The organism is Lacticaseibacillus sp. 53-4 (genome assembly GCF_016861805.1).
Classification (GTDB): Bacteria; Bacillota; Bacilli; order Lactobacillales; family Lactobacillaceae; genus Lacticaseibacillus.
Window position 1 is genome coordinate 31,615 of sequence record NZ_BOLT01000001.1, and the last position, 15,712, is coordinate 47,326.

At 56.2% G+C, this 15,712-nt stretch carries 16 protein-coding genes; 3 read left to right on the forward strand and 13 right to left on the reverse strand.

What is annotated here, in order from left to right:
- Positions 1–45 precede the first annotated feature (45 nt).
- The 9 genes from JUF21_RS00175 to JUF21_RS00215 all read right to left on the reverse strand — a co-directional run bounded on the left by JUF21_RS00175 (position 46) and on the right by JUF21_RS00215 (position 4,965).
- The gene (locus tag JUF21_RS00175) at positions 46–258 is read right to left on the reverse strand and encodes a hypothetical protein (protein WP_125756546.1); all 213 of its coding nucleotides are present in this window, start codon (positions 256–258) and stop codon (positions 46–48) included.
- Entirely contained in the window at positions 239–724 is a 486-nt protein-coding gene (locus tag JUF21_RS00180) for a hypothetical protein (RefSeq protein ID WP_203623178.1), read from the reverse strand. The genes JUF21_RS00175 and JUF21_RS00180 overlap by 20 nt, the downstream gene beginning before the upstream one ends.
- The gene (locus JUF21_RS00185; protein WP_125756542.1) at positions 681–977 is read right to left on the reverse strand and encodes a hypothetical protein; all 297 of its coding nucleotides are present in this window, start codon (positions 975–977) and stop codon (positions 681–683) included. The genes JUF21_RS00180 and JUF21_RS00185 overlap by 44 nt, the downstream gene beginning before the upstream one ends.
- Positions 974–1,429 carry a type II secretion system protein gene (locus JUF21_RS00190; RefSeq protein ID WP_125756540.1) on the reverse strand — a complete coding sequence of 152 codons (456 nt, stop codon included), beginning with the start codon at positions 1,427–1,429 and terminating at the stop codon, positions 974–976. Before JUF21_RS00190 ends, JUF21_RS00185 begins: the two co-directional genes overlap by 4 nt.
- On the reverse strand, positions 1,426–1,740 hold the full coding sequence (locus tag JUF21_RS00195) for a type II secretion system protein (RefSeq protein ID WP_203623179.1): 315 nt from the start codon (positions 1,738–1,740) through the stop codon (positions 1,426–1,428). The genes JUF21_RS00190 and JUF21_RS00195 overlap by 4 nt, the downstream gene beginning before the upstream one ends.
- Complete coding sequence (locus JUF21_RS00200) at positions 1,737–2,708, reverse strand: type II secretion system F family protein (protein WP_203623180.1); 972 nt, start codon at positions 2,706–2,708, stop codon at positions 1,737–1,739. Before JUF21_RS00200 ends, JUF21_RS00195 begins: the two co-directional genes overlap by 4 nt.
- Positions 2,701–3,552, reverse strand: a complete 852-nt coding sequence (locus JUF21_RS00205; protein ID WP_203623181.1) for an ATPase, T2SS/T4P/T4SS family — start codon at positions 3,550–3,552, stop codon at positions 2,701–2,703. Before JUF21_RS00205 ends, JUF21_RS00200 begins: the two co-directional genes overlap by 8 nt.
- Before the next feature lie 91 nt (positions 3,553–3,643).
- Positions 3,644–4,387 (reverse strand): YebC/PmpR family DNA-binding transcriptional regulator, encoded by a 744-nt coding sequence (locus JUF21_RS00210; RefSeq protein ID WP_125756533.1) that lies wholly within the window; start codon positions 4,385–4,387, stop codon positions 3,644–3,646.
- Between the two features lie 71 nt (positions 4,388–4,458).
- Positions 4,459–4,965 (reverse strand): VanZ family protein, encoded by a 507-nt coding sequence (locus JUF21_RS00215; protein WP_239061414.1) that lies wholly within the window; start codon positions 4,963–4,965, stop codon positions 4,459–4,461.
- Between the two features lie 174 nt (positions 4,966–5,139).
- Here JUF21_RS00215 and JUF21_RS00220 point away from each other — a divergent pair, with 174 nt between their 5' ends.
- Positions 5,140–5,448: a DUF2628 domain-containing protein gene (locus JUF21_RS00220; protein WP_203623184.1), complete on the forward strand. Its 309-nt coding sequence runs from the start codon at positions 5,140–5,142 to the stop codon at positions 5,446–5,448.
- 81 nt (positions 5,449–5,529) lie between these two features.
- Here JUF21_RS00220 and glmS read toward each other — a convergent pair whose 3' ends face one another.
- The 4 genes from glmS to cdaA all read right to left on the reverse strand — a co-directional run bounded on the left by glmS (position 5,530) and on the right by cdaA (position 10,851).
- Positions 5,530–7,341: a glutamine--fructose-6-phosphate transaminase (isomerizing) gene (gene glmS, locus JUF21_RS00225; protein ID WP_203623185.1), complete on the reverse strand. Its 1,812-nt coding sequence runs from the start codon at positions 7,339–7,341 to the stop codon at positions 5,530–5,532.
- A gap of 208 nt (positions 7,342–7,549) precedes the next feature.
- Entirely contained in the window at positions 7,550–8,911 is a 1,362-nt protein-coding gene (glmM, locus tag JUF21_RS00230) for a phosphoglucosamine mutase (protein WP_203662449.1), read from the reverse strand.
- Between the two features lie 36 nt (positions 8,912–8,947).
- Positions 8,948–10,009 carry a YbbR-like domain-containing protein gene (locus JUF21_RS00235; protein ID WP_203623186.1) on the reverse strand — a complete coding sequence of 354 codons (1,062 nt, stop codon included), beginning with the start codon at positions 10,007–10,009 and terminating at the stop codon, positions 8,948–8,950.
- Entirely contained in the window at positions 10,006–10,851 is an 846-nt protein-coding gene (cdaA, locus tag JUF21_RS00240; RefSeq protein WP_125756518.1) for a diadenylate cyclase CdaA, read from the reverse strand. The genes JUF21_RS00235 and cdaA overlap by 4 nt, the downstream gene beginning before the upstream one ends.
- Before the next feature lie 308 nt (positions 10,852–11,159).
- Between cdaA and JUF21_RS00245 the strand changes: the two genes are divergently transcribed.
- Both JUF21_RS00245 and JUF21_RS00250 read left to right on the forward strand, forming a co-directional pair.
- Positions 11,160–12,584, forward strand: a complete 1,425-nt coding sequence (locus JUF21_RS00245; RefSeq protein ID WP_203662451.1) for an aldehyde dehydrogenase family protein — start codon at positions 11,160–11,162, stop codon at positions 12,582–12,584.
- A 232-nt stretch (positions 12,585–12,816) separates the two neighbouring features.
- Positions 12,817–15,606 (forward strand): cation-transporting P-type ATPase, encoded by a 2,790-nt coding sequence (locus JUF21_RS00250; RefSeq protein ID WP_203623263.1) that lies wholly within the window; start codon positions 12,817–12,819, stop codon positions 15,604–15,606.
- Positions 15,607–15,712: the final 106 nt, after the last annotated feature.

Genomic DNA, 15,712 nt, shown 5'->3' on the forward strand with positions numbered 1-15,712 from the left:
AAACCATTCTACCGATGCAGGGGGGCTTATTCAAGCTGATAATGTTCAGGGCTGCACAACTTCACCCCCGGATTCCGGGGATTGGGTCCGCTTCCATTTTTCGTATGCTGCAGTGAACGCTTGCTCTTCGAGCTGCAGCTGCCGGGTATAGGTGACTCGCCAGCTGGCAAACTGCCGCAACGCGGCAGTGCTGACAAGCGTCACCAAAAGCAGCAGCATGATAGCACTCAGTAGTGCACTAGCGCGTCGTTTTATCATTGAGCACTCCTGTCAGGCGGGCGCCGCTGAGCATAAACAACTCATAACGCACGCTGCCCGGACCAATGTCAGTCAACCGAATCTTGGCCACCCCATAAATCAGCGGTGTGGTGCCGGGGCCACTCTCGGTCCCTGACCCTTGAAGGTAGGATCCAGAAGCGGTGCGCCGAACCTCTAGTTTGAGGTGCTGATATTGAACGCCACCGGTCACGGGAGTTGGGTCGCGGTCCGGCACGTTATAGTATAAAGAAGTCGGCATGACAGTTTTGAATTCAGCCCTTTTGGCCATGTACGGGGTGAGCGTGTTCGCCATTTGCAGCATGGCCACCTCTTGATTTAGATTGGGCAGCTGACGCACCGCACCCAGTACCGGCCGCCAGATCAGCAGCAAGCCACTCATCAGCGCCAAGGCCACCAGCACCTCAGCGAGCGTCATCGCTGAATGGAAACCAGAATTTTTGTCCATCCGTTTGCCGCACCTCCACCCCATCGGCCTTGATTGCGACCGCGTAGGTCTCTTTTCCAAACCACACCGTCGTTTCACCAGTACCGGGATGGGCCGCCAGCGCGGTGCGAGCGGCATAGCGAACCGCCACTGCCTGCCGCACTGGCATCACCTGCACCTGATACTGATGGGCCAGCAGGGTCAACCAGCTCACCAAAATGGCGGTGACGATCAGCGCGCCCAGGTGCTCCGCCAACACACTCGCCTTTCTCATTCGTTCTTGCGTACCATCACCCCCCACTGCATCATGACCACCAGCCTCACATACTTGCCATTGCCTCGGCGAAATACGATGGTGCCACTGTCGACGGCCCCACTCGCAAAAAATTTGTACTGCACCTTGGAAGTCTTGAGTCCGCTGGCTGTTAACACCCCAATGGGGGACAGCGACAGCGAATCTGGCAGCGCAATGAAATAATCACCTGCACCGAGTGCGCCTTGCTCCTGAAACCTCACGCGCTGAGTCGTAATGGTCATCCATCCTTGCCCGTCGCCCTGTCTGACGTGCTGGCGGAGTTGGTCCCACCCGTCGACGACCTGAGCCAAAAACTGCTCCTCGCGCTCGCGGATCACCAGGCCGCGACCGACCACCATCACGCCGGCACTCATCATGATGAAAATGCTTAGTGCCAGCAGCACCTCAACCATTGTAAATGCGCGTCTCATTTGAGCTTAAATCCTGGTGGCGAGTCCGCCGAGTAATTGGCCACGTCTCCCAGCTGACTGCTTTGAGCCCTAGTAATGATTCCGGCCTGCACCAAAGCTTCAACACTCCGAAACTCGGTTTTGTCGCTGTCAGGCTGCTCGTACGCAATCGTGATTTGCGCGTTGACGGTTTCGACCATTGCCCGGCTTTGACGCACCTTCGCCTGTTCAACCTGTCCTTGGATCGTGACCACTAACGTCAACGTCAGCACAATAATCAGCGCCAATGCTGCCAGCACCTCGATCAAGGTAAACGCCTTGCGTTTCTTCATGGCAATCCTCCTAAATTGTCGTAAAGCGGTAGCAATAATTCTCGATACATCATGACGATTTGCAGTCCGATCAAAATAAACATCACCGGTTGCACCATCGCCAGCCAGCGCTCAATGCGCTCTTCAAATCGCGCCAACAGCTGCTGGGCAAACAGCGCCATCCCCGCCTCCACGAGAGCTTGCGGCTGACCCATCAGCAGCAGTTCCCGCGCCGGGGGAAAAATCAGGCGATGATTCAGTGCTGACTCGATCGACTCCCCTGCAGTCAAGCGGGCTTGCACCATCAAGCCTACCGGGACCAAGGGATTGGCCGCGTCCTCACTAAGCGCCTCAAAGTAACTGACCAACGGCAGACCGGCCCCTAGATACTGCGCCAGACCGCTGACAAATTGATACTGATAGTATTCGATTGCCAGCACTCGAATGACCGGCACGCGCTGAAACAGGCCGGCGCGCCCGACCGGGGTCAGCCGGCGAAGAGCAACGAACCCACCGCCCAACAGCATGGCCAGCACACCGCCGCCAATCAGCTCCGTGCGGACGAAGCTCGCGTGAGTGCCGCCCAGCATTGGCAAGACCCCCACCAACAACACTGTCTGGATGACTCCCAGCAGACCAAGTAAAAGCACCGGATACACCATGAGCTGTCTGAGTTTGTGGCGGCTAGTCGTCTGCACCCGCACCAGTGCCGCGGCATCGTGAAGCGCGCTTGCCAGGTGGCCGTGGTGCTCCGCCAGCCTTAGCTGCGCGATAATTTGAGGATGAAAGTGAAGCTCGGCTAGGCTTTCGCCCAGACCGTTGCCCGCCGCGAGTCGCTCGTCCAGCAGCCGCCACAATGCGGCTTGCTCCTTGAAGGTCAATGTGATCAATGTCAGGGCCTGGCGCAGTGAAAACCCAGCGGACAATTCCTGACTGAGTTGTTCACAAACGGCCAGTTGAGTGGCCAAGGCTAACCGCCGCTTAGTCATTTGCTGCCTCCTCGTGCACCAGCACCGAAACCACCGGGTGGACCACTGGGTCGCTTTCCAGGTGCACATCCGCGCTCATGCGCAGCGCCGCCTGCACCAGCGGCCTGGCCACCCCAAGCGCAGTCAACCGCAGCGGCACCTGCGCCGCCTGCTTCGCGTGCACCGTCGTCAGCACCACATGCCCGGAAATTGCGGCCTCACACGCCGCCTGCGCCGTTTCAAAATCCCGGATCTCGCCGATCACCAGCACATCGGGCCGCTTCCGCAGCGCTGCCTTCAGTAAACTGGCGTAGCTCATTCCCGCCTCGGGATTCACCTGCAGCTGCAAAAACGCCGGGGCGGCGATTTCCACCGGGTCCTCGATCGTCATCACCATGCGCGCCTGCCCCAGCGCCGTCGCCACCTGATACAGGAGCGTCGTCTTGCCGCTGCCGGTCGGGCCACACAGCGCAAGCATCCGCTGCTGATTCAACCGATCGACCAAGTCTTCGACAATCGGGGCGGTCCATTCGTCTAGGCCTGGTACGCCGTAGATCAGCCGTGCGACGAGTGCCTCCTGATTCGTGTAGTCGCCCACTGTACTGAGTCGCAGCGTGATGCCAAGCTGCGCCAACGGCAGCGCCCCGAGCTGCGGTCTTCTGGTTTCGGCAACGTTCATCCCGGCGTCATACTTCAACGCCCTGATCCAGCTGGCCCCTTCCCCAAGCGTCCGAACCGTAGCCTCGCCCCAGCCGGTTGCCGTTCGGATCAGCACAGTCACGCCAGTGGGTTTGGGCAGAAAATAAACATCACTGGCCAGTGCGGCGCGCGCCTTTTCAAATATCTCAAGCAGTCCAGCCTCCATCTTTCTCACCTCGCCAAAAGATTTCGCTAGGGACACAAAAACACCCCTCAGAAGTTGAGGGGTGCATGAATCGCATTTGACTCAAATTGCCTTAGTTGGCGGGATCTTCATCGGGCCACTTGGCCGAGGTGTAGACGTTTTGCACGTCGTCGTTATCTTCCAGCGCATCAATCATGTTCTGGAAGGTCTCAAGCTTGTCCTCTGGAATCGGCACCGTGTTTTCCGGAACCATCGTCAGCTCGGAAGTCGTGAAATGGAAGCCTTGGGACTCAAGCGCATCGCGCACAGCGGCGAAATCTTTAGGGTCGGTGTAAATTTCAAACTCGTCGTCTGAAGTCTGCAAATCTTCCGCTCCGGCTTCAAGAACAGCCTCGAGCATTTGATCCTCATCAACGTCCAGCCCTTCGCGATCGATCACAAAGTAGCCTTTACGATTAAACATATATGAAACCGCGCCGGCGCCAGCCATGGTGCCGCCGTGACGGGTAATCGCCACGCGCACATCGGAGCTGGTGCGGTTCTTGTTATCAGTCAGCGCTTCGACCAACACACCGATGCCAGCCGGGCCGTAACCTTCGTATTGGACTTCATCATACTGAGTGGTGTCGCCACCCTCGGCTTTATCTAACGCGCGCTTGATATTGTCCTTGGGCATGTTGGCAGCCCGGGCTTTATCCATGACCAACCGCAGCGACGGGTTGTTGTCTGGGTCAGAACCACCTTGCTTTGCTGCCATGAAAAGCTCACGGGAGATTTTTTGGAAAATTTTACCGCGCTTGGCATCCTGAGCGTTCTTCCGGCCCTGGATGTTGTGCCACTTGGAATGTCCTGACATCTTAAACCCTCTTTTCGAAAAATTAGTATGGACATAAACGCTATTGAGTATAGCAAAAAAACAGGGGCTATTCAACGCGTCGCGGCGCGCTTCTTGTGCTGACGGCGCCGACTGGCAACCAGCAGTGCGACCAGGATTCCGAGCAGCGCCCCGACTGTATCCAGCATCACGTCCTGAAACAGCGGCGTGCGGTCGGCCGTCAGCATCTGGTGAAACTCATCAAAGGCCGCGACCCCAGTACTGCTGAACAGGGTCAACACCAGTCTCAGCCACCGCGGCTTGACCCAGTCTCGCAGCCCCAGAAAAGCCGCCAGGCCAAAGAGAAAAAAGCTCCCAAAATGGGCCAGCTTACGCAGGAAAAACTCAACCAGTCCAGACAATCCCATGGCCTGAATCGAAACGTGCTGCGCCGCCCAGTAAAAATCGATGTGATTCAAAAACGCCCAGCCTGAATGCGCCGGCAGCAGTGTGTTCAGCTCGGGCACGAGGCTCTGAGCGTGATACGGCATACTGGAACTGATGAACAAACCAATCATCACGACCAGATCGAGCCACAGCCAGTTGTATTTTTTGACCATCGACATCCCTCCGCTGCCATCAGTTTATCACATCAAAACGCGGCTGACGGCCAGTGCTCGCGGCCGCCAAGCACCAACAAAATTGACGCCGCCATCTTTTCTATCTATAGCCGCCACAGTTCGCTATAATTAGCGCAGACATCATGTCATCAAACTTGGGGGTGGGGCAATCATATGAAAATCAATCTGATAAATCCGGCCACGCGGCAGATCAAGCAGGCCAAAATCGGCTTTTCGTGGACAATGTTCTTCTTTGGGCTGTTCGTCCCGCTGATTCGCGGCGACTGGAAATGGTTCTTCATTCTTCTGGCCATCACGATCATCTTGGGCGTGCCGACGCTCGGCTTTGGTGGGGCGCTGGTCGGCCTAGTGTTCTCATTCATCTACAATCGGCTGTACATCAACGACCTCCTGAGCCACGGCTACGGCCCGGCGGATGACTACTCCGAAACCGCCCTGCAGAGCCACAACTTCATCGGCTAACACCACATGAATGGCAGAAAAAAGGTCCCCATCACCTGCTTGCGCACTTGCGCAGGCTGATGATGGGGACTTTTTGGTTGATTATTCGACGGTCACCGACTTGGCCAGATTGCGCGGCCGGTCGACGTCATAACCGCGGTCCAGGCTGGTAAAGTAGGCCAGCAGCTGCCCGGGAATGATGGTCAGAAGCGGTGTCAGCAGCGGATCGAGGTCATCGACGATCACCTGATCGCCCGGTTCGGCCAAGCTGGCGGAAGCAATCCGTAGCACCTTGGCGCCGCGCGCTTCAACCTCCTCGGCGTTGCTGCGCGTGCGAGCCGCCGTCACCGGATCGGTGATGAAGGCGACCACCGGCGTCTCTTGCTCGATCAAGGCAATCGTGCCGTGCTTCAGCTCCCCTGCCGCAAACCCTTCAGCCTGCACGTAAGAGATTTCCTTCAGTTTCAGCGCCGCTTCCAGGCTCACAAAGTAATCGGTGCCACGCCCAATGAAAAAGGCGTTGCGGGTGTTACCGAACATGTCTGTGGCTAGCAGATGAAGCTGCTCCTGCTGGTCGATCAGCGCCTGCTGGCCGGTCGCGGCCAGGCTGAGCTGGTGGGCGACGTCGAACGCGGCCGCTGCTGGGACCTGTTTCACCATGCCCAACGCCTTGGCCAGCAGCGCCTCAACGGCCACTTGTGCCGTGTACGCCTTGGTCGAGGCAACGGCGATTTCCGGCCCGGCCGCCAACTCAACGGCATAGTCTGCCTCACGCGCCAGAGTTGAGGTGATCACATTGGTTAAGGTCAATGACGGGTAGCCTGCCTGCTTGACATTCACCAGCACCTGCCGAATATCCGCGGTCTCGCCGCTTTGCGTGAGAAAAATGAACATCGGTTTGGCTGACAGCAGCGGCTGGTGATAGCCAAACTCAGAGGCAAGGTAAGCCTCCGTTGGCACCTTGGCGAGCTGCTCAAACAGGCTTTGCCCCACCAGCCCGGCATGATAGCTGGTGCCGGCCGCGACAATGTAAAGCCGATCTGCTGAGGCTAGCGCCTTGAGCATCGCCTGATCGAACTGCGGGGCGCCGGCTTGGTCGACGTACCGGCTAATCAAGCGCCGCATCACGGCCGGCTGCTCGGAAACTTCCTTGAGCATGTAAAACGGGAAAGTGCCCTTCTCCGCGTCAGCCGCGTCGATGCTGACGGTGATTGGCGCCCGGTCCAGACGCTCGCCGGCCGCATTTTCAATCGCGATGTCATCGGCAGTGAGCGTGACGAGTTCACCATCATTGAGCTCGATGAACTGATCGGTTTCCTGAAGCATCGCCAAGGCATCTGAGGCGACGACATTGAAGCCTTGCCCCTTGCCAACCAGCAGTGGACTCTTGTTCTTGGCCACATACAGGTGATCGGCATCCGTGCGATCTGCGAGGCAGAACGCATAGGAGCCTTCAAGCAGGCTCAGTGTTTTGGCAAAGGCGGCCTTGGCACTCAGTCCTTCGCGGGCAAAAAAGGCCACCAGCTGGACCACCACCTCGGTGTCCGTCTGACCGGCGAAGGGCACGTCGCCGAGATACTTGGCCCGCAAGGCCGCAGCGTTCGTGATCACGCCATTGTGCACCAGGTAGAACCGCTCATCGTTTGAGACGTGCGGGTGCGCGTTTTCAATCGTCGGCTTGCCGTTTGTCGCCCAACGCGTATGGCCAATGCCCATGGTCCCCTGCACCTCGGGCCCGACGGCGGCCACCAGTTGGCTAATCCGCCCCACCCGCTTGACGAGGTGATCGTGGCCTTGACCGTCGTTCACGTAGAGACCGGCCGAGTCATACCCGCGGTACTCCAGCTTTTCCAGGCCCTTGAGCAAGACCTCCGGGGCATTTTCCTTACCAACGACACCGACAATTCCGCACATAATCCCACATCCGTTTCATTTTATTGGTATAAACCATTTTCTGAATATTGGTTCATATGATTTATGTCCAAATATAGTGCTGTGTCTGGATACTGTCAACAAAAACGTCTGGTGGTATAGGGATTATTAATAAGATTGGTATAGCAAATAACCTCAAAAAAAGACCCTTGGCTCGGTAATCACTGAGCCAAGGGCCTGATTAAATACTTTACGCTTCGCCGCCCATTTCGCTTTTGACGACGGCGACAATCTGATCGACATACTGATTGACCAGGTCTGTAGTTTTAGCTTCTGCCATCACCCGGAGCAGCGGTTCGGTCCCACTTGGCCGAACCAGCACGCGGCCGTCGCCGGCCATCTCTTTTTCGACCGTATCAATTGCGGCCTGGATCGCAGGGTACTGTTGCCAGTTATTCTTGTCCGAAACTTTAACGTTGACCAGCTTTTGCGGGTAAGTGTGCACCGGCGCAGCCAGTTCGGACAGCGGCTTGCCCGTTTTCTTCATCACATTCAGCAGCTGAATGCCGGTGAGCATGCCATCCCCGGTGTTGTGGTAATCGAACAAGATCACGTGGCCGCTTTGCTCGCCGCCAATGTTGTACCCGTGCGCCCGCATCTCCTCGGACACATGCCGGTCGCCAACTGCGGTCTGAACCGACTTCATGCCGTTTGCTTCAAGCGCTTTGTACATCCCCAGGTTGGACATGACCGTGGTCACGACCGTGTCCTGCTTAAGCCGACCCTGGGCCTTCATGTAGCTGCCCAAAATGAACATGATCTTGTCGCCGTCAACGATCTGGCCATTTTCATCCACCGCAATGCACCGATCACCATCACCATCGAAAGCCAGCCCGACTTGGGCCCCTTTTTCGACCACAAACTTGGCCAGTGCTTCCGGATGCGTCGAGCCAACGCCCTTATTGATATTGATGCCGTCAGGATGAGTCGCCATGGTGTCAAACTCCGTGTCCAGATCAGCAAACAGACGCGCCACCAAAGCGCTCGTGGCCCCGTTCGCCGCATCCAGTATGACGTGAATCCCGGTCAAATCATCTGACAAGGTCTGCTCGAGAAACTGCGTATACTTGAGTGCGCCTTCAGGATAGTCATTGACGTGGCCTAGACCCTCGGCCGCCGGGCGCGGCAAGGTATCCTCCGGGGCATCCAGCAAGGCTTCGATCTCATCTTCGGTTTCATCTGACAGCTTGTAGCCATCCGGGCCGAAGAATTTGATGCCATTGTCTTCTGCCGGGTTGTGACTGGCGGAAATCTGAATGCCGGCGTCGGCGCTTTGCACCTTGATCAGATACGCCACTGCAGGCGTCGTGATGACGCCTAGTGACAGCACCTCAATGCCTACTGACAGCAGGCCGGAGATTAAGGATTCGGCCAGCATTTCACCAGATGCACGGGTATCGCGAGCGACCAGCACCAAGGGCTTTTTTGCCGTGTCCTTCGCGTGCTCAGTCAGTACGTACCCGCCGCAGCGCCCCAGCCGAAACGCGAGCTCCGGACTCAGCTCCTGATTTGCGATACCTCGAACCCCGTCAGTGCCAAAATACTTCGTCATGCCAAATGCCTCATTTCTGAATTTTTTATGGTTGATTTATTTTTCCACAGAACTGCTCGATGCGCTCGAGACGCTGGACGAGTCACTACTGCTGCTCGACTCGCTTGCGCCGGTACCGCCGGCAGTGGGATCCGTCATCAGGGTCACCTGAACCTTGATGGTCCGCGGAGCGCTGGAAACAATACCAGTGGCCGCCGTGCTCAGGCGAACCGTCAGTGAGGTGCTCTTGTTAATTTTTGAGATGTCGATCGGCACGGTCAGCGTGTCAATTTTTTTCAGTGCCGCGCGTGTGCCATAAATCGTGGCAGTCGTGGTGTCAGTATTCAACGTGAAGCTGGTGCCATGGGGCACCGTCCCGGTTTGCTTCAAGACCACCGCGACCTTCTTGCTCGGCAGACTGACTGGCAGGTGAACGTGAACTGTCGCTGGAGAAAGGACCACGTTCAATGTGTTGCCGTCCTCATCCAGCGCCTGAAGCAGGACTTCTTGATCGACGTCAGCTTTGGTGTTGCGCGTCATCACAAGGTTCGCGACCACTTGGTATACCCGGTTGATTTCGCCTTTACCGCCAGTGACCTCAGCCGTTTCCGAACTCAACTGGGCCGTATCCGCACTGTAGCCAGGCGCCAGACTATCTGCATTGTACTTGACTTGAATCGGCATCTTGCGCGTGCGCCGATCCTGAATCGTCACTTTAATGGTCTGCGGTTTGATGGCATAAGTGAGGTCTTTGTTTAACCCCTGCTCCTTGAGCCGGACGGTGTGGGTGCCCACGCCAAGGCCGGTCAGATCCGCGACAACGCGGAAATTCAACGTGTTGGCAGTCATGGTAACCAAACTGGTGCTGCCTTCCAGATCCACCGTCACCCGCTGCGGATAACCGGTGATGAAATACTTGTCGGTGTCCGCCTTCAACTCCAAGGGCACTCGCAGCGTGCGTTTGGTCGTCGCCGTGACTGCGGCGCCATTGTTGCCATTATTCTGCGCCCGATTGATTTGCTCCGCATTGACGTAACCGAAAAGCGCGATGGCGAGCACTAAGGCGAGGACCCGGTAGAACCACTTGCTGTCCCAGAGTTTGCTAAAGTCAAATTTCATCGCTTGGTCCCTCCCTTGCGTTTCAAATCAGAGAAGAACGTCTGGAACCGATTCTGCTTCTCGGTGTCTTGTGGAATCAGCTGAGCCTTGAACAGCTTCAGGTAATCCGTCCGCGTCAAATCGCGGATCAAATGGTTGTTGGTCGTGACGGTCACCCCGCCTGTTTCCTCGGAGATGACAACCGTCAGCGCGTCGGTCACTTCGCTGATCCCGACTGCGGCCCGGTGCCGAGTCCCTAATTCCTTGGGGATTAGGCTGCTTTCCGAAAGCGGCAGGTAGGCGGCGGCGACGGCGATGCGGTTATCGCGAATGATCACCGCCCCGTCGTGTAGCGGCGTGTTGGGAATGAAAATATTGATCAGCAGTTCCCCCGATACATCCGCATCAATGGGAATCCCCGTTTCAATGTAATCCTCGAGGCCAGTGTTTTGCTGAATCGTGATCAACGCGCCAATCCGCCGCTTGCTCATGTATTGAATGGCCTTGTCCAGCTCCTTGACCAGTCGCTCTTCCTGCTGATGCTCGTCAGTGCGCGTCCATGGCAGAACCGAGCCGCGGCCCAAGTGCTCCAGCCCGCGCCGAATTTCTGGTTGAAAAATGATGACCATTGCGGGTACCGACCAGGTGATGATCATGTCGACCATGTAGCCGACGGTGTGCAGCTGCAGGATCAGGGACACGACCTTGATTGCCACGATCACGAACACGCCCTTGAGCAGCTGGACGGCCTTGGTCCCACGAACCAGCATGATCAGGCGATAGACCACATACCAAACGACAAGAATGTCGATCAGATTGGTCACCGTCGACCAGCGCAGTATATTACTGAGAAAATCCTGCATAGCCTGTCCTCCATCTTTATTATCGACTTATTATACCACGGCGGCCCCATCGTTCTTTCAGACCTTTTGCGCGCCTGTTTCGGCAAAATATTTTTCTGTACCAGTTCAGAAAATATGTATTCGGTTGCAAAAAATGGGAACCTCTAGTGAAATCATGAACAGACAGTGTGCCCTGAGCGTCATCAGCGCACTGGCCAAGGCTCGTTTGAAACGTCGCTCATCACCTGTTATACCATGTTTTCAGCGTGTTTACATTTGTTTTCAAGACGTTAGGATGAAGGTAATCAGACACGGAAAGGTCGATCATCATGGCAAAAGTTGCTGCAATGAAACACGCTGAACGTCAGGCGGACCCAAGCACCGAAGTCAACACCTTGGTCAGCACGGCTCAGCTCGCGTTCAACACCTACTCTCGATTCACCCAGGAACAAGTCGACAACATCACCCAGGCGGTGACAGCCGCCGCCCGTGCGCACGCCAAGGACTTGGCATTTCTCGCTTGGAAGGAAACTGGCCGCGGCAATGCCGAAGACAAGGCCATCAAAAACATCTACGCGAGCCAATACATCTGGAATTCGATCAAAGATGTGAAAACCGTCGGCATGATTGAGGAAGACCGCGTCAACGGACTGACTAAATACGCAGAACCACTCGGCATTTTGGCCGGCGTCACCCCTGTGACCAACCCGACATCCACGGTTATTTTTAAAGCAATTCTCGCACTTAAAACTCGCAATGCCATCATCTTCGGCCTGCACCCACAGGCCCAGCAGTGCGGCGCTGCCACGGTCAAAATCCTCGAAGCCGCCGCGGTCAAGGCCGGGGCCCCAGCCGGCCTCATTCAATGCACTCACCACCCCAGCATCGAGGCGTCTAGTGCCCTCATGAATCATCAAGGCGTCGCGCTGGTGCTGGCGACCGGCGGGCCGAGCCTCGTCAAGGCCGCCTATTCGACTGGTAAGCCCGCCCTGGGCGTCGGCCCGGGCAACGCCCCTGCCTATATAGAAAAGACCGCGGACATCGCTTCAGCGGTCAACGATATCCTATTAAGTAAGTCTTTTGACAACTCGATGGTCTGCGCCTCAGAAAACAGCATCGTTGTCGATCGGGCCATTTACCCGGCTGTTCGCAAGGCGTTCAGCCAGCGCGGTGCCTACTTTGTGCCGGAAAGTGAAATCGCGCAGCTCAGCCGGACCGTCATCGATCCGCAAAGACACACTGTACGCGGCCCGATTGCCGGTCAAAGTGCTGAGAAAATCGCGCGGCTGGCCGGCATTACAGTCCCGAAAGGCACCAAATTGCTGATTGCCAAACTTGATGGGATTGGCCAGAACTTCCCGCTGTCTGGGGAGAAGCTGTGCCCGGTGCTCGGCCTGTACATCGCCAATGACCAGGCCAGCGCCTTCAACCTGTGCCAAGGCCTGCTTAACTATGGCGGCCTCGGCCACACCGCGGCGCTTCACACCACCGACGAAAAAGTGATCGCCGCGTTTGGTGAACGCATGCCAGCGTGCCGGATTCTGGTCAACTCGCCTGCGTCCTTGGGCGGAATTGGCGGTTTGTTCAACCACTTGACCCCGTCGCTGACGCTAGGGACGGGCTCCTACGGCAAGAATTCTATCTCTCATAACCTGACCGCCATGGACCTGCTGAATATCAAAACCGTGGCGCGCGCTACTCGCCATCCCAACGAGCTGATCGGTGAACTCCGCGATTTGATCCATGCAAATTAATCGTTTTCTCATTTTGTCAGTACGCCAGTTTGGCCCGCCAGCGCGAGTCGGCTGGCGTTTTGCGTGCATGCGTTTAACCCGCTTGAACAAAGCGCAAAAATGGGTGTTCAATTTCGCGCAAAGCGTTAGAATGTCCCTATGAACCATGCGGCTTTATGGTCCGTAAAGTTTGGGGTGCCCGGCCCAGCCGGGCCATTTTTTCGGCGCTTGCCGAAACGTGGAGGTTAGATAGATTATGTCTGCAACAGAAAAAAAAGCGCAGTACGCGACTGATTCACCCGATGAGGTCTTGAAGGACCTCAACACCACCGCCACTGGGCTTAGTGAGGCCGAAGCAAAAAAGCGGCTCACCCAGTACGGGGATAATACGATCACCAAAGCTCAGGGAGAATCACGCTTCAAAGCATTCATCAAGAACTTCACCAGTTTGATGGCGATTCTTCTGTGGGTCTCGGGGTTTGTGGCGATCTTTTCCGGGACACTTGAACTGGGGATCGCGATCTGGTTGGTTGACATCATCAACGGCCTGTTCAGCTACTGGCAACAATTTCAGGCGAAAAAGGCCACTGATTCGTTGATGGCCATGCTGCCAACATTCACCCAGGTTTACCGCGATGGTAAGTTGGAGCAGAAAAACGCGACCGAGCTGGTGCCAGGTGACGTCTTTATGCTTCAAGCCGGTAACGCGATTCCAGTTGATGCCCGGTTGATCGAAGCAACTTCTATGCAAGTCGACCAAAGCGCCCTGACTGGCGAATCTGTGCCAGAATCCAAGTTTGTGAAGTACGACCCAGGCGAAGGTCAGTTTGCCGAAAGTAACCTGATTTATGCTGGGACCACCATTGGTGCCGGTACTGGTAAAGCGGTCGCAATCGCCACTGGGATGCACACCGAATTTGGTAAAATCGCGGCACTGACCCAGCAGCAGGAAAAGGCCAAGAGCCCGTTGGCCATTGAGCTGGATCACCTGACCCGACAGATTTCTATCATTGCCATCGGGATCGGCGTCGCATTTTTCGTTGCCTCAATTTTCTTCGTCCACTACCCCGTCGCCAAGGCCTTCATCTTTGCGCTGGGCATGATCGTCGCCTTCATTCCTGAAGGTTTGCTTCCGACCGTCTCCTTGAGTCTGGCCCAAGGCGTCACGCGCATGGCCAAGAAACACGCGCTGGTCAAGGATTTGAACTCCGTTGAGACCCTTGGCGAGACCACCGTCATCTGCTCGGATAAGACCGGGACGCTGACGCAAAACCAAATGACTGTCAATCACGTCTGGACTCGCAGCAAGGAATACAAAGTTACGGGTCAGGGCTATGTGAACAATGGTCACATCGAATTAGACGGACAAAAAGTCGACCCGATGAAGGAACCAGAGCTTGGCCTGCTGGTGCGCGTTTCTTCCTTGAACAACGACACCCAAGTCCAGCAGGACAAGGAAAACGGGAAGCCCAAAATTTTGGGTACCCCAACCGAAGCTGCTTTGGTCATCTTGGCTCAAAAAGCTGGCTTCGACCTGGCGGCTGCCACCAAAGAAACACCGCGGCTCAAAGAATTTCCATTTGATTCCGACCGCAAGCGGATGAGCACGGTGCATCAGATCAATGACTCGACCTTGGCCATTTGCGTCAAGGGCTCCCTGTCTGACATTGTTCACCAGTGCGACACGATTCAAGTCGACGGCAAAGTCCGGCCAATCACCGAAGACGACCGTCGCGCCATCGACGTTGCCAACACTAAGTACGCAAAGTTGGGCCTGCGCTCCCTGGCGGCTGCCTACCGGGAAATACCGGCTGAAGCAGACCAAGAAAAGCAGCTGGACGCGATGACGATTGAAGAAGCTGAAAACCACTTGACCTTCGTCGGGTTAACTGTGATGGCTGACCCGCCGCGTCCAGAAATTTACGACGCGGTCAAGAAGTGCCACGAAGCCAACATCAAGATCATCATGGTCACCGGGGACTCTTCCCTGACCGCCAAGTCGATCGCGGTTAAAATCGGGTTGACCTCAGACAAGGCCCGGGTCGTTACTGGTACCGAGCTTGAAGCCATGAGTGAAGCCGACCTGCAGGATGCCCTGAAGGGTGAAATCATCTTCGCCCGGGTCGCCCCTGAACAGAAGTACAAGATTGTATCCACGCTGCAGAAGAACGGCGAAATCGTCGCTTCCACCGGTGACGGGGTCAACGATGCCCCGGCGCTGAAGAAGGCCGATATCGGCGTCGCCATGGGGGTCACTGGCACGGATGTTGCTAAGGATGCCGCAGACATGATCCTCACCGATGATAACTTTGCTTCAATCGTTGCGGCGATTGAAGAAGGTCGGACCGTTTACTCCAACCTGCAAAAGTTCCTGACCTACATTCTCACCTCGAACGTGCCAGAAGCGGTGCCATCAGCCTTGTTCCTGTTCTCTGGCGGCTTGATTCCACTGCCAATGACCGTCATGCAGATTCTGACCGTTGACCTTGGGACCGACATGCTGCCTGCGTTGGGTCTGGGTTCTGAACGCGCTGAACCTGGGATCATGCAGCAGCCGCCGCGCGCTAAGAATGCGCACCTGATGAACAAATCCGTCGTCTGGAAAGCGTTCCTCTGGTATGGTCTGATCAGTTCAGTCGTTTCGACGTTTGCTTACTTCTTCGTCAACGTCCAAAACGGCTGGCCAAGCATTGCCTTAGCAGCCTCCGGTCAGGTTTACTCACGGGCAACCACCATGGTGCTCGGCGCGATTGTCTTCTCCCAGATTGCCAACGCGCTTAACTGCCGGACTAAGACCGCTTCGGTCATGCAAGTGGGCCTGTTCTCCAACCGCCGGGTCTGGTATGGGATCGTGTTTGAAGTCATCCTGTTCGCTTTCCTGACCATGACGCCAGGGGTTCAAGAACTCTTCAACACCACCGTACTTCAAGGTGCCGACTGGCTCTTCCTCTTCGCCATTCCAATTCCAATCTTCTTGATCGAACAGCTACGCAAATGGATCGACCGGCGCCGGCTCGGGAAAGCCGCCCAAGCAGTCGCTTAACTAATGAATCCGCTCAGTTTGAGTCATCAAACTGGGCGGATTTTTTGTGCGATCATCAAAAAGCCACCTTCTCTATTCGAGAAAGTGGCTGATTTTTTCGTACCCC